General features: G+C 38.4%; 17 protein-coding genes. 5 read left to right on the top strand and 12 right to left on the bottom strand.

What is annotated here, in order from left to right:
* Window positions 1–606: hypothetical protein (locus EXE10_RS21480; protein WP_213073850.1), on the top strand; the 606-nt coding region annotated here is incomplete at its 5' end.
* A gap of 79 nt (window positions 607–685) precedes the next feature.
* On the opposite strand, the gene EXE10_RS10900 is transcribed toward EXE10_RS21480, so the two are convergent.
* The 5 genes from EXE10_RS10900 to EXE10_RS10880 form a co-directional block, all read right to left on the bottom strand.
* Window positions 686–1,594 carry a VirK/YbjX family protein gene (locus EXE10_RS10900; RefSeq protein WP_162994899.1) on the bottom strand — a complete coding sequence of 303 codons (909 nt, stop codon included), beginning with the start codon at window positions 1,592–1,594 and terminating at the stop codon, window positions 686–688.
* A 212-nt stretch (window positions 1,595–1,806) separates the two neighbouring features.
* Window positions 1,807–2,679, bottom strand: a complete 873-nt coding sequence (locus EXE10_RS10895; protein WP_130113376.1) for a lysophospholipid acyltransferase family protein — start codon at window positions 2,677–2,679, stop codon at window positions 1,807–1,809.
* A 12-nt stretch (window positions 2,680–2,691) separates the two neighbouring features.
* Window positions 2,692–2,919, bottom strand: a complete 228-nt coding sequence (locus EXE10_RS10890) for a hypothetical protein (protein ID WP_068972859.1) — start codon at window positions 2,917–2,919, stop codon at window positions 2,692–2,694.
* A gap of 154 nt (window positions 2,920–3,073) precedes the next feature.
* The gene (gene aspS, locus EXE10_RS10885; protein WP_130113375.1) at window positions 3,074–4,861 is read right to left on the bottom strand and encodes an aspartate--tRNA ligase; all 1,788 of its coding nucleotides are present in this window, start codon (window positions 4,859–4,861) and stop codon (window positions 3,074–3,076) included.
* 197 nt (window positions 4,862–5,058) lie between these two features.
* On the bottom strand, window positions 5,059–5,829 hold the full coding sequence (locus tag EXE10_RS10880) for a DUF4184 family protein (protein ID WP_130113380.1): 771 nt from the start codon (window positions 5,827–5,829) through the stop codon (window positions 5,059–5,061).
* A gap of 134 nt (window positions 5,830–5,963) precedes the next feature.
* Here EXE10_RS10880 and znuD point away from each other — a divergent pair, with 134 nt between their 5' ends.
* Window positions 5,964–8,099: a zinc piracy TonB-dependent receptor ZnuD gene (gene znuD / locus EXE10_RS10875; RefSeq protein WP_130113374.1), complete on the top strand. Its 2,136-nt coding sequence runs from the start codon at window positions 5,964–5,966 to the stop codon at window positions 8,097–8,099.
* A gap of 84 nt (window positions 8,100–8,183) precedes the next feature.
* Window positions 8,184–9,647: a phospholipase D family protein gene (locus tag EXE10_RS10870; RefSeq protein ID WP_130113373.1), complete on the top strand. Its 1,464-nt coding sequence runs from the start codon at window positions 8,184–8,186 to the stop codon at window positions 9,645–9,647.
* Window positions 9,648–9,732: 85 nt separating this feature from the next.
* Here the strand turns inward: EXE10_RS10870 and EXE10_RS10865 are convergent, their stop codons facing one another.
* Entirely contained in the window at window positions 9,733–10,191 is a 459-nt protein-coding gene (locus tag EXE10_RS10865; protein ID WP_068972863.1) for a hypothetical protein, read from the bottom strand.
* Window positions 10,192–10,362: 171 nt separating this feature from the next.
* Here EXE10_RS10865 and EXE10_RS10860 point away from each other — a divergent pair, with 171 nt between their 5' ends.
* Entirely contained in the window at window positions 10,363–10,875 is a 513-nt protein-coding gene (locus EXE10_RS10860; protein WP_087552711.1) for an RcnB family protein, read from the top strand.
* 85 nt (window positions 10,876–10,960) lie between these two features.
* Here the strand turns inward: EXE10_RS10860 and EXE10_RS10855 are convergent, their stop codons facing one another.
* The 6 genes from EXE10_RS10855 to EXE10_RS10830 form a co-directional block, all read right to left on the bottom strand.
* Entirely contained in the window at window positions 10,961–11,455 is a 495-nt protein-coding gene (locus EXE10_RS10855; protein ID WP_111861207.1) for a phosphate-starvation-inducible protein PsiE, read from the bottom strand.
* Between the two features lie 187 nt (window positions 11,456–11,642).
* On the bottom strand, window positions 11,643–12,314 hold the full coding sequence (locus tag EXE10_RS10850) for a tetratricopeptide repeat protein (RefSeq protein ID WP_068972866.1): 672 nt from the start codon (window positions 12,312–12,314) through the stop codon (window positions 11,643–11,645).
* Between the two features lie 202 nt (window positions 12,315–12,516).
* Window positions 12,517–14,298 (bottom strand): acyl-CoA dehydrogenase C-terminal domain-containing protein, encoded by a 1,782-nt coding sequence (locus EXE10_RS10845; protein ID WP_130113372.1) that lies wholly within the window; start codon window positions 14,296–14,298, stop codon window positions 12,517–12,519.
* A 192-nt stretch (window positions 14,299–14,490) separates the two neighbouring features.
* A complete protein-coding gene (locus EXE10_RS10840; protein ID WP_130113379.1) occupies window positions 14,491–16,293 on the bottom strand; it encodes an acyl-CoA dehydrogenase C-terminal domain-containing protein in 1,803 nt (600 codons plus the stop codon).
* Window positions 16,294–16,746: 453 nt separating this feature from the next.
* Window positions 16,747–18,393 carry an acyl-CoA synthetase gene (locus tag EXE10_RS10835; protein ID WP_130113371.1) on the bottom strand — a complete coding sequence of 549 codons (1,647 nt, stop codon included), beginning with the start codon at window positions 18,391–18,393 and terminating at the stop codon, window positions 16,747–16,749.
* A gap of 231 nt (window positions 18,394–18,624) precedes the next feature.
* Entirely contained in the window at window positions 18,625–19,674 is a 1,050-nt protein-coding gene (locus tag EXE10_RS10830) for an AraC family transcriptional regulator (RefSeq protein ID WP_130113370.1), read from the bottom strand.
* Window positions 19,675–19,810: 136 nt separating this feature from the next.
* On the opposite strand from EXE10_RS10830, the gene EXE10_RS10825 reads away from it, so the two are divergent.
* Window positions 19,811–21,559 (top strand): neutral/alkaline non-lysosomal ceramidase N-terminal domain-containing protein, encoded by a 1,749-nt coding sequence (locus EXE10_RS10825; RefSeq protein WP_130113369.1) that lies wholly within the window; start codon window positions 19,811–19,813, stop codon window positions 21,557–21,559.
* Window positions 21,560–21,568 lie beyond the last annotated feature (9 nt).

The raw sequence follows: 21,568 nt of genomic DNA, 5'->3' as shown, positions 1-21,568 counted from the left end.
CTTCATCCTAAATGTGATTCTGAGTTATTAAAAGCGCAAGTTTTTAAATTATGCCAGGAAAATAAATGGCTCGAAGTTTCTAATAGTGATATCACTCAACTTATACAACTTAGTAAAAGTATTTTGGCTTGTAACTCAGGCGTGAGTTTAGAAGCGTTAATACTGAATAAAAAAGTGTATTGTTTTGGTCAAAGTGAATGGTCGGTTATTACTCATTGCATCACTCAAATAGATCAGATTAAACAAGTTTTTACTAATGATGAGCAGAATTACAGTTTGAATTTATTTCAGAAAAAATATTTAGCTTATTTATTATCGTGTTATTGGGTACGTTTTGATGATCAACAAGCAATAAAAAATAAATTGCAAAGAATCGTAGCAGAAAATGAATCCTTGAATCATTTAAATGTTGAAGAGGTAGCAAGTCTAAATCTGTTAGAGGCGCAAAAGCAGTATACAAAAAAAATGAAACGTATTAACTTGATAGAGCGCGACTTTGAATATCAAAATAAATTACTGAAAGATATAAGAACGAATCCTTTTTTTATGATTGTATACTTTTTAAAATTTAATTTTATAAAGCTCAAAAATAAAATAGGTCTTTGATAAATTTATATAAAATTTAACTTAGAGTCGATATAGTATTTCTTATTTAAAAGTAAGCAATACTATATCTTTTTGGGTATTAACTAATTTTTTTTACCATTTCAAGTTGTTGATTTCCCTGTTCAGTTAATGCATCTAAAATTAACTGTCTCTTTCTATACTGACTTCTTTTCTTGGACGCAATTTCAGATAAATCAATTTGACTGCTTAGTGGATTAAATACATAGTTACCTGAAGGGTCTAATGATCCACCAAATTCTAACCAAAACTCATCTAAATTGGTTTTTACACGATTTTGATCGCGTTTTTTACGACTATGTTGATAGAAATGATTTTGATTAGATACACCTACAATATGTTTAACTTCATAGAACTCACAAAGTGTAGATAAACTATGTAATAACAGTTGTTTAGGTCGTAAACCATATAATGATTTTGTTAAATGCTTAATCGTATCCAGATTAATTTTATCTTGTTTTCCTGCTTGTAACCCTCCAATAAAGAATGTTGGTTCTCCATTTAGAATAATATATGAGAAACTCAAAGCATATTGAACTTGCCCATCTAATTCTAGAAGAATACAACTTTCACCCTCTCTACGATGTTTACCTTTAAAGTGTAAATTAAGTGTTAAAAGCTGTGGATTTTCTCCTTCAATTTGATATTGAAGTAATGGGAGAGCTTTGTTTTCACATAGTTCAGTGTTAACTTTTGAAAATAACCAATCATAATGATTAGTGAGGCTTAGTAGTTTTTGATTATTGTCAAAGCTATTACTTAAATAAGCATTATGAAATTTAAGATAAAAGTCAGCTTCATGTTCTGATCGCCATTGGATGATCTGCGGACCTGAATTTAGATATTTAACCCAATTTAAGTTATTATTCCAGTCTAATAAAAATCTTAAAATATATCTTGTATATTTTGAATAAGACGATTGAGTAATCACAAATGGGATTACTAGCCAATAATAAAATGGGTTAAACATTGTCATTACCTTATATATACATCTATGTTGTATATAAATTAATTTACGTCAAGTCAGAATTTAGAAATGATATTTTAATGCAAGTTTCTAAATGTATATGATAGCTTAGTTTTGTAAGGATAATAAGCATGGTCTTAATTCTAGATTACACTTAGTTATTGGTACAACTATAAAGTAATTTTGATGTTCTTTCTTAAGCTAAGCTAAAAATATTACGATTTAGGTTTATACAAATTCTTCCCACCTTCTAACTTGCGAAAACGCTTATAAGCCCATAAATATTGTTCTGGTGCGATGTTGATCATTCGTTCCATTTCTTTATTTAAAGTATCAACAGAAAGCTGTAAATCTTTTGAGTTGATCTCTTTTGATAATTCTGTGAAGTGTAAATCAAAGCCAGAGTAGTCTGGACGACGGATACAGGTTAGTCCAACGACTGAGCATTGGGTCTTTGCTGCTAATTTAGAAAGTAGAGTGGAGGAAAAAGCTTTTTGCCCATAAAAATCTGAATAGATGCCACCAGAATCTTTCGGAATATGGTCGGGTAGGATTGCTGAAAATCCACCTTGTTTTAAATGCTTAAATAAAGCGCGAACACCTGTATCATCTGTAGGGACGAGTGTAGCTTTTAATTGTTCACGAGACTCCAGCATAAAACGATCTAGGTCTTTATTTCTACTGGGTTTATATAGAATTACAGGGCTTGTATGCTGATTCACCCACGCATTCATGATTTCCCAAGTCCCAAAATGAGGAACCACACCTAAAGTGCCATTGGGATTTTTTAAAGCTTCTAGGAAAATTTCTGCGTTATGTACTTGTTTGATTTGTGACAATGCAAATTCAGGTGATGAACCCCAAACTTTGATAGATTCGACATAAGTCATACATTGGCTTTTTAAACTCGCCTTAACCAATTGTATTTTTTGCTGATTATCTAGTTCAGGATATGCAGTATTAATATTCAATTCAGTCGTACGTCGTGCTGAAGAATGTGTAGTAAATAATATACTACCAGCACCACGTGCCAATGTCTGAAGCATTGGCATTGGTAGGCGCGAGAAATTTTTGAGTAAGTTATACATGTATGGCTTTAATTATCGCGCTTCATCACGATTGTCATTGCCTTTAACAACCAAATAAATCAATGATGCCATAATCAGAAAACCACCACCAAAACAGCTTAAGCAGAATAATAAAATACGTTGATATTTATCTAAATCAAAAAGTTGATGGTTGAGGATATATAAGACAAAGCCCCATTGAATCAGAGAAAACGCAATAAGAATAATCGTATGACGACGAACATTGGGACGCATAGCCATGGGAGAATTACCTTGTCAAAGAACGAGCTTAGTATGCCATTTTTGAGAACGAATCTCAATTTAATATCAGCTTCGATGTATTTATCTACATGTAACTTGTTTGAATCATTAAAAAACCCTGCGCGATGGCAGGGTCTTCACTGATCTAAAAGAGTTAAGCTTCTTTTGTTTCAGCTTTTGGTTTTTCACGTAAGCGAATACCTAGGTCACGCAATTGATTTGGTTCAACTGGTGCTGGCGCTTGTGTCAATGGACATTCAGCTGTTTTGGTTTTCGGGAATGCGATCACGTCACGGATTGAAGATGCACCTGTCATCAACATCACTAAACGGTCAAGACCGAATGCCAAACCACCATGTGGAGGCGCACCAAATTTCAATGCATTCAATAGGAAGCTGAATTTCTCTTCTGCTTCTTCTTCACCAATACCAAGCGCTTCAAAAATCGCTTTTTGCATTTCAAGGTTGAAGATACGCAGTGAACCACCGCCCACTTCCGTACCATTCAATACCATGTCATACGCAACTGAAAGTGCAGCGCCTGGATTGTTTTTCACTTCTTCAACACTTGATTTTGGCAGTGTGAATGGGTGGTGAACAGAAGTCCATTTACCATCATCAGTTTCTTCGAACATTGGGAAGTCAACAATCCAAAGTGGCGCCCACTCGCATGTTGCAAGTTTCATGTCGTGACCAACTTTGATACGTAAAGCGCCCATTGCATCGTTTACAACTTTCGCTTTATCCGCACCGAAGAATACGATGTCGCCATTTTCAGCACCAACTCGTTTCAACAAATCAAGTACGATTGGCTCGATGAATTTAACAATAGGAGACTGAAGACCTTCAATACCTTTTTCAAGTTCGTTGACTTTGATATAAGCCAAACCTTTCGCACCGTAGATACCCACGAATTTAGTGTATTCGTCGATTTGGCTGCGTGGAAGCGCGCCAGCACCTGGTACGCGAAGCGCAACAATACGGCCTTTAGGATCTTTAGCAGGACCTGCGAATACTTTGAACTCAACGTCTTGCATCATGTCTGCAACGTCAACCAATTTCAAAGGAATACGCATATCTGGTTTATCAGATGCATAGTCACGCATCGCATCTGCATAAGTCATACGTGGGAATTTGTCGAACTCAACATTTAAAAGTTCTTTGAACATTTTAATCGTTAAAGTTTCCATCAAATCCATAATGTCATCGTCACTCATGAACGATGTTTCAACGTCGATTTGAGTAAATTCAGGCTGACGATCCGCACGTAAGTCTTCGTCACGGAAACATTTAGCGATTTGGTAATAACGGTCAATACCACCCACCATTAACAACTGTTTGAACAATTGTGGTGATTGTGGAAGTGCATAGAAGCTACCGTTAGACACACGACTTGGTACTAAATAGTCACGCGCACCTTCAGGTGTTGCACGTGTTAAAACCGGTGTTTCAACGTCTAAGAAACCATTTTCTTCGAAATAGTTACGAATTAAGTTGGTCAATTTAGAACGGAAGCGTAAACGGTCAATCATTTCAGGACGACGAATATCGAGGAAACGATATTTCAAACGTACTTCTTCAGAAATGTTGGCATTCTCATCATTCAATGGGAATGGAGGAGTTTCAGATGCAGCAAGAACTTCGATTTCTTTACCTAAAACTTCGATTTGACCACTCACCATATTGGCATTTTCTGTGCCTTCATAGCGACGACGTACACGACCAACGATTTTTAATACGAATTCTGAACGTGCTTTGTCAGCTGTAGCAAATGCTTCAGGTGTGTCTGGGTCGATGACCACTTGCACTAGACCATCACGGTCACGCATATCAAGGAAAATAACACCACCGTGGTCACGGCGACGATGAACCCAACCGCATAAGGTAACGGTTTGGTCAATTTGAGCTTCGGTTAAAGAACCGCAATAATGAGTTCGCATCATAGCGTTAGAAATCCAACTATATGGGTTAAGGAAGCGAGTACGTAAACAGCGCATCGCCTAAAAATGTAATGTGAGATTATGCCTCTTTGAGCAGTCAGTCACAAGGACTTAGACTAAAAACTAAGAGATTGCCTCATAAATTTAAGCTGATTTGAATAAAACTTTAGTGACAAAATCGGCAAAGTCTAAATCTTAATTTACATCTCATCAAAATATTTACGATAGTTCAAAAAACTAAACAAGAGACAACCTAGTGTAAAACACAGCATCGCACCTTGGGTAAAACCTTTGACAAAGAACCCAATCCAATTATATAGGTCAGTCTGTTGTGGGATGAAACCTTGAGTTTTTGCGAAATATATATAATAAAAACAGCCACTAAATAATGAAATGAGAAATAAGAAAAAACCAAATACCTGAGTTTTATAAGTTGAGATATGATCCATTCGATATTTAAAAAAATAATGTATTCCCATCCATGCTAAAAAAGGTAGCGCAATAGCAGAACAGCCGATTTGCAAAACCTTGTGCATGGGATAGGTATGCTGAAAAAGTGTCACAGGTTGGGCTAAAAAAGTTTTAAATGCAAAGGTTCTAAAATCTAAGTGAGTTAGACCATCCCAAATAATATGTGTCGCTGTACCTATGATGATTGCCAAAATCATCCAGATAAAAAATTGAATGAAAGTTGTGATCGAGTTGATATTTAAGGGCTTATTTAAGCCCAAAAATTTAAAAAGAAATGGGCGATATAAGCCATACCATAAAAAACAGAATAATAAACCGACCAAAAGGTCAGGATAAATAATGCCTTTAAATTGATGATTCAAATGAATTTCTGTTTTAACCAACAGTCGATATAAATCAGGTGTCATTGTCCCAATCGCTATTGCTGCTATTGGCAGACGATTGCCTGAAAGTTTAGAAAGTGGTGGTGCTAAAACAGCATGAGAAAGGGTAAAAGGCATTGCTTTAAAAGGTTGAATGATCATTTTCATTTGATTCTAAACAAAACCTTTTAATGGGAATGTTTTTTATTGCAAAAAAATAGAAATGTTATAATATAACATTTATTAAGAATACTGAGCTTCGAGAGCATTCCATGTCTTTTTCAAAAAGTGTCCTGACACTTTCTATTACCGCTGTTTTTACTACATCTATCTGGGCAGATGATCAAACCAATTCTGCGCAAGTGAGTTCATTTCAAGCGCATACAGCACAGCAACCTCAACAATTAGAAACAATCAAAGTAACAGCACATCCTTTGGTTCGTTCAGACAAAGATTTTGGGGAGGTGGATGAGACTGTTTCACGTGAAAAATTGCAACAAGCAGGCACAACGATAGGCGAAGCCTTGAAAGATGAATTAGGTGTGTATTCTAATTCTTTTGGTTCAGGTTCAAGTCGTCCTGTGATTCGTGGGCAGGATGGCGCTCGGGTGAAAGTGACACAAAATGCAACAGAAAGTATGGATGTATCGAGTTTATCTCCAGATCATGCTGTTACTGTTGACCCTCAGCTGGCGCAGAAAGTTGAGGTGATTCGTGGGCCATCAACCTTGCTCTATGGTGCAGGTTCAGTCGGTGGTTTGGTGAATGTTGTAGATACTAAAATTCCAACAGTCATGCCTGAAAATAGCTACGAAGGTAATGTTGGCGTACGTTACAACTCAGGCAATGATGAAAAGCTAGGACATGCAGGTGTAACGCTCGGCTTGGGTTCAAATGTAGCTTTGCGTGTGGAAGGCTTAAAACGTGAAGCCAATGATTATATTACGCCAAATTATAGTGTGACCGAAGATCATGGTGATCATACTCACACTATAAAAGAACGTCGCGTAGGCAATACATTCTCTGAATCTGACAATGTCAATGTCGGTTTATCTTGGATCGGTGAACGTGGCTTTGCAGGTGTCTCTTATAGCAATCGCCAAGACAAATATGGTCTGCCAGGGCATAGTCATGAATATGAATCCTGTCATCCACATGGTGATCATTTACATTGTGGCGGTCATGATGACCATGATCATACAGGACATGATGATCATGCACACGACCATGAACATGATCACGATCATTCAGGTGCAGGTCCTTGGATTGATTTAAAAACGGAACGTTATGATTTTCGTTCTGAGCTGAATGAGCCATTTGCAGGTTTTAAAAAATTACGTGCACAGGCGAGCTATACCGATTATCAACATGATGAAATCGAAGGTAGTGAAGCCATGACGACTTTTGAAAGCAAAGCTTATGAAGGTCGTATTGAGCTAGTCCATAATCCAATTGCACAGTGGGAAGGTGTATGGGGTGTGCAAGCCAGCCAGCAAAAATTGGATATTTCAGGTGAAGAAGCGATTTTTGCACCGAACAAAACTCAAAAATACAGTTTATTTGGCTTAGAACACCGTCAGTTTGGCGATGTGCATGTGGAGTTAGGCACACGCTTTGATCATCAAAAAATCGAGATTGATTCAAAACAAAAAAATTATGATGGCAATGCCATCTCTGTATCTGGTGCAGCAAATTGGGAGTTTAAACCAGATTACACATTATCTCTGTCAGCTTCACATCAACAGCGTTTACCGACTGCGCAAGAGCTGTATTCAAATGGTGGACATTTCGCCACCAATACCTATGAACTGGGCAATGAGAATTTAGATAAAGAAAAATCTAATAATGTCGAGTTAGGGCTACATTATGAGGGTGATCAGCTGAGTTATCATGTGCATGTGTATCATAATTGGTTCGATCACTATATTTATGCCAAAACTTTAGATCAGTATGAAAACTTTCGTTTGATTGAATATCGTCAGGCTGATGCGAAGTTTTATGGTACTGAAGCTGAGGTTGCTTATCAGTGGAATGACACTTATAACACCAGCTTATTTGGTGATTATGTGCGCGGTAAAATTGAAGATGAAAATGCGCCACGAGTGCCTGCAGGTCGCTTAGGTACACGTGTTAAAGCGGATTTTGATGATCATTGGTCTGGTTCTGCTGAATATTATCATGTGTTTAATCAAGATAAATTTGCAGCTTATGAGGCTGAAACGAAAGGCTATAATATGGTCAATGTGGGCGTTGCATATAAATATCCATTGTCAGGTAAGCAAGAAGCAAGTGTATTTTTCAATGCCAATAACTTGCTTGATGAAACCGTTTATGAGCACACTTCTTTCTTAGCGAATATCCCACAAATCGGACGTAATTTTGTGGTCGGTGTAAATTATAAGTTCTAAATTATTCGCATTCATTCACCAAATCATTATTGAAAAATAATGGGAAAAAACCTAGTCTGACCTGAGTAGACTAGGTTTTTTCTTATGCGTATTTTTAATAAAATTCATAACAAGCTGAATTGGTCCAAACGACGCTATTTCAGTATCATTTTGGGTGTATTGGCTTTAGGGTATTTATCATCCGCAATTTATCATACCTACAAACCTTTACCAGAAGGATTGAATTTTACAGGTCAACTTCGTCATGCCAAGGTCAAGTTTATTGCAGATGAAACGTATATCGATGCTCAAGGGCAACAACAACTTGATCAACGTATCTTTGATCAAGCTTTGCAATTGATTAAGCAAGCGAAAACTACCATTGTCGTCGATATGTTTTTATTTAACAGTGAGGTGGGTGAGTCTAAAATTCAGCAAAGAGCATTAACTCATCAATTGACGGAAGCTTTGATTAACCAAAAAATCGTTAATCCAACACTTGAGATTAAGTTTATTACCGATCCAATAAACTCCGTGTATGGTGGCATTCAACCAGAACAATATCGCCAGTTACGTTTAGGCGGAATTGAAGTTATAGAAACCAATCTTGTACCGCTTCGTACATCTAATCCAACATGGTCTGGAATTTGGTATTTGTGTTGTCAAGATTTGGGTAATAATGCTGAAAAAGGTTGGTTAAATAACCCTTTTGGTAAAGAAAAAATAACAGTACGAAGCTATTTAAATTTATTTAATTTCAAAGCCAATCACCGTAAAACGATTGTGGTCGATACGGATGATGGTTGGAAAACCTTAGTGACTTCGGCAAATCCGCATGATGGCAGTTCACGTCATTCTAATGTGGCGTTGATGGTTGATGGTGCTATTGCGACAGATATTCTAAAAACAGAACAAGCTGTGGCGCATATGTCAGGTGGGGACATGCCTTTTGTGATTTTAGGCAAACTACCTGAAGACCGAAATGATCCACAAGTTCAAGTACTCACAGAAAAAGCAATTTATGATGCAGTTGTGAAAATGTTAGATACGGCTAAAGCCAGTGATCAAATTGATTTAGCAATGTTTTATTTGTCGGAGCGTAAGATTGTCAAAGGTTTAATTGCTGCCAAAGAACGTGGTGTAAAATTGCGGGTTCTACTTGATCCAAATAAAGATGCATTTGGTCGTCAAAAGAATGGTATTCCCAACCGTCAGGTCGCATCTGAGTTACATGATGCTGGTGTCGATGTACGTTGGTGTAATACCCAAGGTGAGCAATGCCATAGCAAAATGATTGTGAAACGTAATGCACAATCTGCGGAAATGATTCTAGGTTCAGCGAACTTCACCGCACGTAATTTAAAAAATTATAATTTGGAAACTGATTTACGTGTCGTTGGTCTGCCACAGCAACAAGTTTTCATTGACGCAGATCAGTATTTTAATACAGCGTGGTCTAACTTAAATGGTCGAAATATGAGTGTAGATTACAGTAAATTTGCGGATGAATCTAAGTTCAAATATGGCGTTTATCGTTTTATGGAATGGAGTGGGTTGTCGACTTTTTAATATACGATTGAATCTCCCTAAATCCCTCTTTTCCAAAGAGGGACTTTTCTCACTTTTTTAAGGTGAGTGTTAGGGGAAGATATTTTTAATTTTTAGGTTCAGGATTCGGTGGAACCATTTTATCCAAATCTTTATCAGATACCTGATCCAATTCTTTGATATCGGTTTTAATTTTCCACTTCTCAAGATCATCGACAGGTTTCGGTAAACGTGCTTCTAGCCAATCGCAAACAACGTCAGGTGGGAAGTCAGCATGATTACATTGAATCACCCATGAAAGGAATTGTTTTGCATCACCATTCATATAAGGTGGTGGTGAAACAGGTAAAAATTGAGTCGGTAGGCGTTCATTTTTAGAAATGTAATTAAGCACATGTCCCAATTCTTGTACGGTTTGCCATGCTAAAGGATGTTCGATATTAATCTGAAATTTAAACCACCAAGCCGATTTTCCATCTGAACCATAGCTATCAATAAAAGCCTCTTGCACACTCGGCACTTTACAGAAAAATTGATGTAAACGGTCAAAACTCAGCTCAGCCACAATTCAGTATCCATCAGAAGAAAACGATATTTTATCAGATTCAGTTCAGAATAGACTCAGGATAGGCAATAATCATAGAAATGAGTTAAATTTTGTCTATAAATTATTCATTATTTGTCTTAAATTGTGGATTATGATTACAGTTAATGAGTCATCTACGTGGGGGTAGAAATGAAACAAATACTCAATTTTAGTTTATTTGCATTACTGCTTTCAGGTGCTTATACAACAACTTGGGCAGATGGAAAGGACTGGGGCAATTATCGAAGTGTAGAGCGTCATCAGCATCAATCCCCGACGAGAACGTATACTTATACGGATCAGTATGGTCGTCCGATGTCTGAGCAAGTCCCGATACGACCTCAGAATAATCGACCGTATCCGAACTATCCAAGCTACCCGCATTATCCTCATCAAAATTACCCAGATCATGGTTATCCAGATCGCCCTTATCCTGTTTATCCGCCACAAAATGGTGTAACGATTATTTATAACCATCAGTTTCCAACACAGACAACCTACTCTGGAAACAGTTATGGTTATGTCAATGGAAATGGGACGATTAAAAGTTCGCAATATACCTTGATTAGTGATTGGCGCCGTTATGGTTTGCCTGATCCACAAGTGGGGATGCATTGGGTCTATGAAAATGGACGTTATGTACAGATTCCAAATGATCGCTAGATAAATTGATATCAATCACTAAGATAATTGCCTCTCCTTGAGGAGAGGGTTAGGGTGAGGTGGATTTTTGTAAAACATTTGATTTTTAAGCCAATTCATCATCCTCAGGTTTTGGCGTTTTACCATAAGGCAGTGGTTGATCTTGGTGCTTTTCTCGAATGACAGAAGGAAATTTCCAAGAAGCAAAGCGCACGATCAAAATTGAAATGGCTAAAATTAGGATTGAGCCTGTAATAATGAGTTGATCAATATCCGCTTTATGGTCATGTTGAATATCGGAAATGAGGAGGCGAGTCAGCGCAGTAATGGCGATATAAATCAGGAAACGGACAGGCATGTGATTGGTTTTAAAATAAATTCCGACCATTGCACCCAATTCTAAGTAAATGAATAACAATAAAATATCATCAATCGTAGCGTATTTTTTTACGGTTAAAATATCAATAATGGTATGCACTGCCGACCATGCGATCATACAGCCGATAATAAAAAGTGCTAAATAATGAAAGGCTTCTACAGCAATATTGCCAAATTTATCGAGGAGTTTTTCAATTTTTTCAATACGTGGATCTTTATTCATCACATCCTCCATTGTCTAGGTTTTAAGTTATTTAAAACCATGCAAATTTCATGCACATGAAAGGAAAATGAATATTTTTCGATTTAGAAATAATCATTTTTGATGTTATGTTATTTCTGCCCTTGTAATTTGATGACAATAAAAATGTACTTACCAACCCACTTTAAACAAGAAGATTTAACTGAGCTTATTTATTCATTTGCATAGGCATGTTGATTTGCTCTAAATATTTATCTCGCCAAAAATTTGCTTTATCCAAATCTTTTTTCACACCTTGTCCTAAACGGTACATTTTTGATAATGAAGATAGGGCAAATGGATGATTTTGTTGCGCTGCTTTTGTATACCATGCTAAAGCTATTTCAATATTTTTAGGTATACCATCTCCTTTTGCGTAAATTTCACCCAATTTATATTGTGCATCACTTGATCCTTGATCCGCAGATTTTGTGTACCAATCAATAGCCTTTTTCTTATCTTGTTTTGTTCCAATTCCATTACAGTACATATCAGCCAATTGTACTTGGGTATATAGATCATTTTGTTCAGCGGCTTTTTTAAACCATTCAAATGCTTTAGGCGTATTTTGAGTGACGCCTTTTCCCTCAAGATAGTTTTTAGCCAATAGATATTGAGCCGTTACATGACCTTGTTGGGCTGCTTTTTCATACCATACTGATGCATCGCGATCATTATTTTGTTGTTGATAATGAAAACCCATAGAGAATTGCGCTAAGACATTTCCATGATCAGCTAAGTCTTGTATTTCAGCTAAACTTTTGAATTGTTGTTCTGCAAATAGAGAAGTGGACAGGGCACTGATTAGTGCTGATAAGCCTATAAACTTTCTAATTTTCATGACAAATATAATCCTTTTGAATGACATTATTGGTTTAAAGGTTTTTTATATTATCAGGATAATAGTGATGCCCCCTTGATTCAAGGAAGAATGTTTTGGCTTATGGCTCAGGAGGGTATTTGATATGACAGCAAAAAAACACCCCCAACTTTTACAAGTTGAGGGTATTTTCAAAGTCTAAAACTATTTAAAAGTTCTGAACTTAAGCTTGATTGGTAAAGTAATCTTTGCTAAAGCTCATAATCACTTCTGCACCAGATTTAATCTTCGCAACGCGAGAACTTAATTCAGGCAATACACGTTGAATGAAGTAATGCGTCAATGCCAATTTGTCTTGGTAGAATTGACCTTCTTTGGCTTTTGCTGCTTTGGCAATACGAGCAAACATATACGTGAAGCTGAGTAAGCCCACAGCATGTAAGTAATCTACAGCAACAGCATTTGAGAAGTCCGCATTTTCTTGCGCACGTTCAATAATACGCTGAGTCACGACTTCAATTTCAGTGGCAACGTCTAAAGTTGCATCTTTAATGAAATTCAAGTCAGAGTCTAAATCATTGGCAAAATCACGGATTTCAGCGATGTATTCAGCAATGAATTCACCATTACATTTAATAGTTTTACGACCAATTAAATCTTGTGATTGAACGCCGTTGGTGCCTTCATAGATTTGTGCAATACGTAAATCACGGACACATTGCTCCATGCCCCATTCACGGATAAAGCCGTGACCACCGAAGACCATTTGCGCATCAATTGCTGCATTAAATGCTGTATCAGTTAAGTATGCTTTTGCAATTGGTGTTAATAATGCAACACGGTTGTTGGCAGCAGCAACCGCTTCAGGATCTGTAGAGAATTTAGTAATGTCTAATTGTTGACCTACATAAACTGCAAATGCACGAGAAGCTTCATTGTTTGCACGAGCATTCAATAGCATACGACGTACATCGCCGTGTACTAGGATGCTATCCGCAGGTTTGCTTGGAGATTGAACACCTTGCGCGCTACGACCTTGTAAACGATCTGTCGCATATTGTGCAGCATTTTGATACGCATATTCAGAAGCGCCTAGACCTTGGATACCCATAGACAAACGCTCGTAGTTCATCATGACGAACATCGCTGCAAGACCATGATTTTCTTTACCTACAAGATAACCTTTGGCAGCATCAAAGTTCATCACACATGTTGCAGACGCTTTGATCCCCATTTTGTGTTCAATTGAACCTGGACCTGCGGTATTGCGTTCGCCTAAAGAACCATCGGCATTGACAATGAATTTTGGCACGATGAAGAGTGAAATACCACGTGAACCCGCAGGTGCATCAGGTGTTTTCGCTAAAACAAGGTGAATGATGTTTTCAGAAAGGTCGTGATCACCACCTGTGATGAAGATTTTTGTACCTGTGATGTTGTACGTACCATCAGCATTTGGTTCAGCTTTAGTTTTGATAATGCCTAAATCTGTACCTGCATGAGGTTCAGTCAAACACATGGTACCTGACCATTCACCTGTATACATTTTCGGTAAATAAGTTTCTTTTTGCTCTTGAGATGCATAGCTGTTTAACGCCATACCTGCACCCACAGAAAGAAGCGGGTAGAGCATGAATGATGGGTTGGTTGCGAAAAGCATTTCGTCAGCAAGTACAGTCAGCATCTTAGGCATTGCCTGACCGCCCCATTCCTCATCTGCACCTAAACCAATCCAACCGCCTTCAGCGTATTGTTTAAATGCTTCTTTGAAGCCTGCAGGTGTGGTCACTTTACCATTTTCATAATGTGCACCTTCTTCATCACCTGTACGGTTTAAAGACAGAGTGACATTTTGGGCAAATTTCGCCATTTCTTCCAAAATTGCTTCAGCCGTTGCTGAATCAACATGAGCAAGCTTTTCATTTGATTGCCAGAATTGTTCTGCATTGAAAACATCATTCAAAATGAATTTCATATCTGCAAGTGGCGCATTATAAATTGGCATGTGGGTTCACCTGTTTATTGTTTGAATCTGTTAACTCAGATCAGTTTAAGCAACATTTGTGAATGTTGTTAGGGGACCTAAGTTGAATAGTGGTTATTTATAAAGAAAAAGGACGGTGAATGCTATGACCGTCCTTTCTCTATTTCTGCACTCTTGAGTACAGTTTTTTAGCTGACTGTTTAGACAGTCAAATTAGAATGCAAAGTCTTCAGCATCTAATGCCATCAATGGATCTAAGCCACCTGCGATCACGTCAACGTGTGAACGAACGCGTGGTAAGATTTTCTTGAAGTAGAATTGCGCTGTTTTGATTTTTGCATTGTAGAAACCAGTTTCAGTTGAACCTTCAGCCAATTTCTGTTGTGCAACAAGCGCCATACGTGCCCATAGGAATGCAAGCGTTACATAACCAGAGAAGTATAGGTAATCTACCGCAGCAGCACCGACTTCATCAGGGTTTTGCATTGCTTTCATGCCGATTTGCATGGTCAAGTCGCCCCATTCTTTATTCAGCGCAGCAAGTGGCTCAAGGAACTGAGCTAAATCAGCATTGTCTTTGTTGGATTCAATGAATTTGTGGATGATCTTAGTGAAGTCTTTCAACATTGCACCTTGAGTACCCAAAACTTTACGACCTAACAAGTCAAGCGCCTGGATTTCAGTTGTACCTTCGTATAAGCAAGAGATACGTGTATCACGTACGATTTGCTCCATACCATGCTCAGAAATAAAGCCATGACCACCAAATACTTGTACGCCGTGTTTCGCAGATTCTGAACCTGTTTCAGTCAAGAATGCTTTTGCAATCGGTGTAAGTAGAGACAAGATGTTGTCCGCAAATTTACGTTCTTCTTCAGTTGCGCCTTGTTCAACAACGTCAGCGTATTGAGAAAGGAAGTAAACTAGTGCACGACCACCTTCGGCATATGCTTTTTGTGTCATCAACATATTACGTACAGCAGGGTGTACGATGATTGGATCTGCTTCTTTTTCAGGTGCTTTAGGACCTGAAAGTGAACGCATTGCCAAACGGTCTTTTGCATAAGCCAAAGCACCTTGGAAAGATGATTCAGATGCAGTCAAACCTTGAACAGCAGTACCGATACGTGCAGTGTTCATAAATGTGAACATGCAGTGTAAACCACGGTTTTCAGGTCCAATCAAGAAACCTTTTGCGTTATCAAAGTTGATGACGCAAGTTGCGTTACCATGGATCCCCATTTTGTGTTCAATCGAACCACAACGTACGCCATTACGGTCTGCTATAGAACCGTCAGCATTGACATTGAATTTTGGAACGATGAATAAAGAGATCCCTTTAGTACCTTTAGGCGCACCAGGAAGACGAGCAAGAACGATGTGAACAATGTTCTCTGCCATATCGTGTTCACCAGCAGAGATAAAGATTTTCTCGCCAGAGATTGCAAAACTGCCGTCTGCTTGTGGTTCAGCTTTAGAACGGATAATACCCAAGTCAGAACCTGCATGTGATTCTGTTAAGCACATCGTACCCGTCCATTCACCTGAAACAAGTTTTGGTAAATAGATAGCTTTTTGTTCAGCAGAACCGTGATGCTCAATAGTACGTACTGCACCATGAGAAAGACCAGGATACATACCCCATGCCCAGTTTGCAGAACCGACCATTTCAGAAATAGCGGTTGCTAAAGAACCTGGTAAGCCTTGACCGCCATGTTCTTCAGGTACAGAAAGAGAAGGGAAGCCAAGCTCTACATATTTGTCATAAGCCGCTTTAAAGCCCGTAGGTGTGGTTACAACGCCATCGTTCCAGGTACAACCTTCACGGTCACCGATTTGGTTCAATGGAGATAATTCATTTTCACAGAAATCCGCGCCAGCTTCTAAATATTGATCAATCAATTCACGGCTTACTGTGTCAGAAAATGCAGGGAGTTTCGCGTAATGTTCTTCAGCATTTAATAATTCATGCAAAACGAAGTGCATATCACGTAAGGGCGCTTTGTATTGTGGCATATCGGGTTCCTCAATACTGGTTAAACCAGATTTATAATCTTGATAAATACAATGTGTCTTCACTGACACATATTTGTTCTGGTACATCGTGCAACATCTTATAGTGACGTACAAGTATTTCATGGTTATTTCTCTGTGACTGTAAAGTCAAAGAAAAATAGCTTGAAAGTTGTAAGTGCATTGAGTGTAAACACTTTTCACTGAAAAATAAGGATACAAATTGTCAAAATCGTAAAAAGTTGTGTCTTGTGGGGTTGATGCGTATATCGTTTAAAGATCGTGGAATGCGTATTGAAAAGTAACTTAAATTGTTGCTGATTTGACGATTTTAAATCAGTTGGTGAAAGAGAAACGAATATGGTGGGTCAGCTCTTAATCGCTAGAAGGAAAAGTAGCTCAAAAAGAAAGGTGGCTTATGCCACCTCTCTTATTAATGAATGGGGATTATCCCGATTAATTAAACTCACCGACTGAACGCTCTTTCGCCCAATCACGTAGTACAAATTTCTGTAATTTACCTGTCGAGGTTTTTGGAATCTCACAAATTACCACATCTTTTGGCACTTTGAAGCGAGCTAAATGCTGTTTACAGAATTCAATCACATCTTCTGGTGTGGTTTCAGCACCTTGTTTCAGTTCGATAAATGCACAAGGGACTTCTTGCCAACGAGGGTCTGGTTTTGCCACCACAGCCGCAGTCATGATCGCAGGGTGGGTATAAAGTACTTCTTCAACTTCAAGCGATGAAATATTCTCACCGCCTGAAATGATAATGTCTTTTGAACGATCCATGATTTTTGCATAACCATCAGGTTGACACACTGCCAAATCACCCGTATGGAACCAACCACCTTTAAAGGCTTCTTCAGTGGCTTGGGTATTTTTCAAATAACCTTTCATCACGATGTTGCCACGGAACATGATTTCGCCCATGGTCGTGCCATCATTCGGTACAGGTTGCATGGTTTCAGGATCAAGCACACGCATCCCATCTTGTAATGGATAAGGTACACCTTGACGCGAGTGAAGCTGTGCTTGTTCTTGAATCGACAACTCACTCCAACCTGCTTGTGATGCACACAGCGCAGAAGGACCATAAGTTTCAGTCAAACCATAAACATGATTCACTTGCACACCAATATGATGCATACCTTCAATGATTGCAGCAGGAGGCGCAGCACCCGCCACCATCACTTCAACACGATGATTAAATTTGATTTGTTTGTCTTTAGGTGTGTTAATCAACATCGACAAGACAATCGGCGCACCACAGAAGTAATCCACTTTGTATTGATCAATCAGTTTGAAAATAAGTTCAGGATCAATTTTGCGTAAACAAATATTGGTACCGCCATTGGCTGCAATCGTCCATGCAAAACACCAGCCATTACAGTGGAATAGTGGCAAAGTCCATAAATACTTACAGCGTGGTGTCATGCCACAGGCAATGATATTACTTGCTGCATTGATGTACGCACCACGGTGATGATAAACCACACCTTTCGGGTTGCCTGTCGTACCAGAAGTATAATTTAGACTGATCGCATCCCATTCATCTTGAGGCAAGTGCCATTCAAAGTTCTCATTGCCACCTTTGAGCCATTCTTCATATTCGATCTGACCAATACGTGCAGTCGTGTCATTGGCTTCATATTCAACATCTGCCACATCAATGATGTAAATCTCTTGCGGTACCAGTGCAACCGCTTCTTGCGCCATTGCTGCAAATTCTGGGTCAACCAAAAGCACTTTGGTTTCAGCATGTTCCAACATGAATGCAATGGTTTTTGCATCTAAACGCGTATTTAGTGTATTTAAAACTGCACCTGCCATTGGCACAGCAAAATGTGCTTCAACCATGGCTGGAGTATTCGGTAAAAGCACCGAAACTGTATCATTTTTTTGGATGCCTAGATTTTGTAATTGATGGGCAAATTGACGGCAACGGGTATAAGTTTCACGCCAAGAAATATGTCGTGCACCATGTACAATCGCATCTTGATGTGGGTAAATATATGCTGCGCGTTCTAAGTAACGTAGCGGAGATAATGCTACGAAATTGGCAGGTGTGCGTGGTAATTCATCGTATGCACTGACCATGTAAAGCTCCATCTGTATTTGTTTTATTTTCCATGTCTAAAAGATATGCATATCGTGAATTGAATGCATTTATTCTTTAGTCGAGTATTTATTCTAAATGTAAATGCATTTACATACTTAGAATTTATTGAAGAATAAGTTTTTTATTTAATTTATTGAAAATAAATCAAATAATATAAATTTTTTATTCGAGTAAATTTTGCTGCTATTTACATTTGGTTAAATAAAGCACTAAGAAACTGAACCCAAGAGTTTAGTTTTTTTGTACTCTGTAGGTGAATATCCTGTCCATTTTTTAAATGCACGGCGGAATTCACGCAACTCACTAAAGCCCAATTTGAAACTCACTTCACTGATGGATTGATTATCTTCGATCCATTGTTTGGCTTTCGCTTCCAAAACTTGTTGTCTGAGTAGTTGAAAATTTAGACCTTCATTGAGCAATAAACGGCGTAGATGGCGCTCACTGATATGAAAATGTTGAGCTGCTTGTTGCATGTCGAAACGATCAGGTAAGTGACTTTCAATAAGATGTTGTAACACATTGACCAAACTATGTTGATTCATTTGCTCAAACTGTTTTAAGGCTTGATCGCAGATTTGAATTGCCGATTGAAAATTGACAGGGCTATAAGTTTTAATGGCTCTTGCTAAAATTGCCGCATTAAATCGAATCAAGTTTCTATGGGCATTAAACAGGATTGGACAATTGAAAAACTTTTGGTAGTCATCTAAATAAACAGAATGATCATAACTTAATTCTAAGCGAACCAAATCATGATGATCCCCTAGCATCATGTTTAAACAGGTGATCATACTGGCAAAGGCTTCATCACAAAAAAAAGCGGTTAAATCCCCACAATGACTTCGCTCACTCAGTTCAATTTCGCAATAATCATTCACAATATTAAAAGAAATGTCTAAGACACTCCCTGAAATGGGGTGATAGTGCAGGGCGGTTTGCATGGCTTCTTCTACGGTTTTACAGGCTTGCATCGCGAAACCTAAAATTCCCATTGAAATTTGACCTTCGCTGCTGCCCAGTAAAACGCCTAAGTGAGGTTGCTGTGTTTGTTGAATTGCCTGAGAAATGACGCTACAAATTTCTGAAAACTCAACAAAACCATGTCCTTGGCGTATTTGTTCCAAGTCTAAACTTTGTGTTGAAAACCATTCCGCATAAGACCAGTGTTGTTGTTCTGCATAGTGGATCAAACTGGTCAAAATCATCGGTGGTATATAGTATTGAGAATTGGCAAATTCCTTTTGCTGTTCACTCATGAAGTCCGATTCGCCCCCCATATTATTGTTGCTTTTACCCTCGTTGGTATCGCATATTTTTGATTAAGATTCAATCTACTTCTGATATTGTAAAAGATTTAATTACACTAAAGACGGAAAATAAAGGATTTTAATTATGTTTATGGTCGGCTGGGATAAGCAGGAAATACACATACAAGCACAAGGTTTTGCTATGTTCGGCTTTGGTTCCTGGACGCATCGTGCTTATGAAAAGCGTACCGCTTTATTTGCCAGAACATTTACGATTCGAGATTCTGTACAGACACAGCCTACGATAATGTGTTGTTTGGATTTTGGTTGTATTACCTATGCGATGCGCCAAGGTGTCGTGGATGCTTTAAAACAAAAATTAGCAGATAAGTTTGATGAACAAAAATTATTGATGATGGCAACGCATACGCATTCAGCACCAGGAGGCTGTGCCTATGAAGCACTTTATAATATGCCGACACCTAGGTTTGTACCTGAACATTTAAATGCTGTGATTGAAGCGGTTACGCACAGTATTTTCAATGCGATGGATGCAGAACAGAAAACTGAGATTTGTTTTCAAACTTGTCAGTTTTCAGATCAAACCCCCGTCGCCTGGAATCGTTCACTGCAAGCCTATAATCGCAATCCAGATGTCGTGCAAAGAGTTGAAACAGAAACCCATTTGGCGTTGAATCGTGAAATGCAATTGCTCGGTTTTTATCGTCACAGTGATCAAAATGAGCGACAACTCAACGCATTGATTTCCTTATTTGGCGTGCATGCAACCTGTTTGGGCAATACTTTAAAAGCCCATGATGGAGACAATAAGGGCTATGCCTCTGCTTTAAGTGAGCAATATTTACAAGACCAAGGTGTTGAATATCCCGTTGCGATTTTTGCTCAAGCGACTGCAGGTGATGTATCGCCACATTTTCATGGTCCGAAGCAAGATAAGATTCGCAAACAAATTAAAGGCGAAAAAGAATATCAATATGCTGAACAAAATGGGCGTTATCAAAGTGAGTTAGCAGTAAAAGCATTGAGTAACCATCATGCGTCAGTGACATGGTTAAAAGGTGATTTGGATGGTGTACTCAGTTATGCGGATCTAAGTCAAATCGATGTACCTGCTGAGTTTAGCAATGGTGTTGAAAATGCTAAAACCAGCGTGGCATGTCATGGTGTAGGTTTTTTTCGCGGAACACCTATCGATGGTCAAGGCGCTGCCAAACCGATTACCCAAGTGATGTCTTTATTTTCAAAGCAAGTGCGTAAAAAACGCTTGGCGAATCCAAATGCGCCAGATTATTTAAAATACAAAGCACTTTATGATTCACAATTTCCAAAAGATATTGTATTGGAAAGCGCTGAAAATCGATTATTTGGTCAGAATATAGATATTTCACCAAGCATTATTGATCCTTTAATTGCGGAAATGAATCGGCAAGTCAAAGCAGGTGCGATTCAAGTCAGTCCATTGGTACCGAGTGTTATTCCACTGCAAATTTTAAAAATTGGTCAATTGGCATTGGTTTGCTGTCCAGGTGAAATCACCACAACAGCAGGGAATCGCTTGATTCAAACCGTAAGTCAGCAATTGGCAGGAAATTCTGCATTGGAAAAAACCTGTTTGGTGTCTTATTGCAATGACTATATGGGCTATATCACCACCAATGAAGAATATCAGCAACAAGCCTATGAGGGGGCACATACCTTATATGGGCAATGGACACATGCGGCGATTCAATTCAAGTTTCAACAACTTTCGCAGCAGTTAAATTTAGAGTCTTCGCAGCGTCAATACGATCAGACGACACGCCCCGCAGAGATTCCAAAACATGAATTAGAGAAAAGAACCAATCACGGCAATTTAAAAACAGCCGTACGCTAAAGGATGAGC

Origin of the sequence: Acinetobacter sp. WCHAc060033, assembly GCF_004209125.1 — a bacterium.
GTDB classification, from domain to species: domain Bacteria; phylum Pseudomonadota; class Gammaproteobacteria; order Pseudomonadales; family Moraxellaceae; genus Acinetobacter; species Acinetobacter wuhouensis.
The sequence above is the reverse complement of the archived record's forward strand: the minus strand, read 5'-3'. Positions and strand labels throughout refer to the sequence as shown.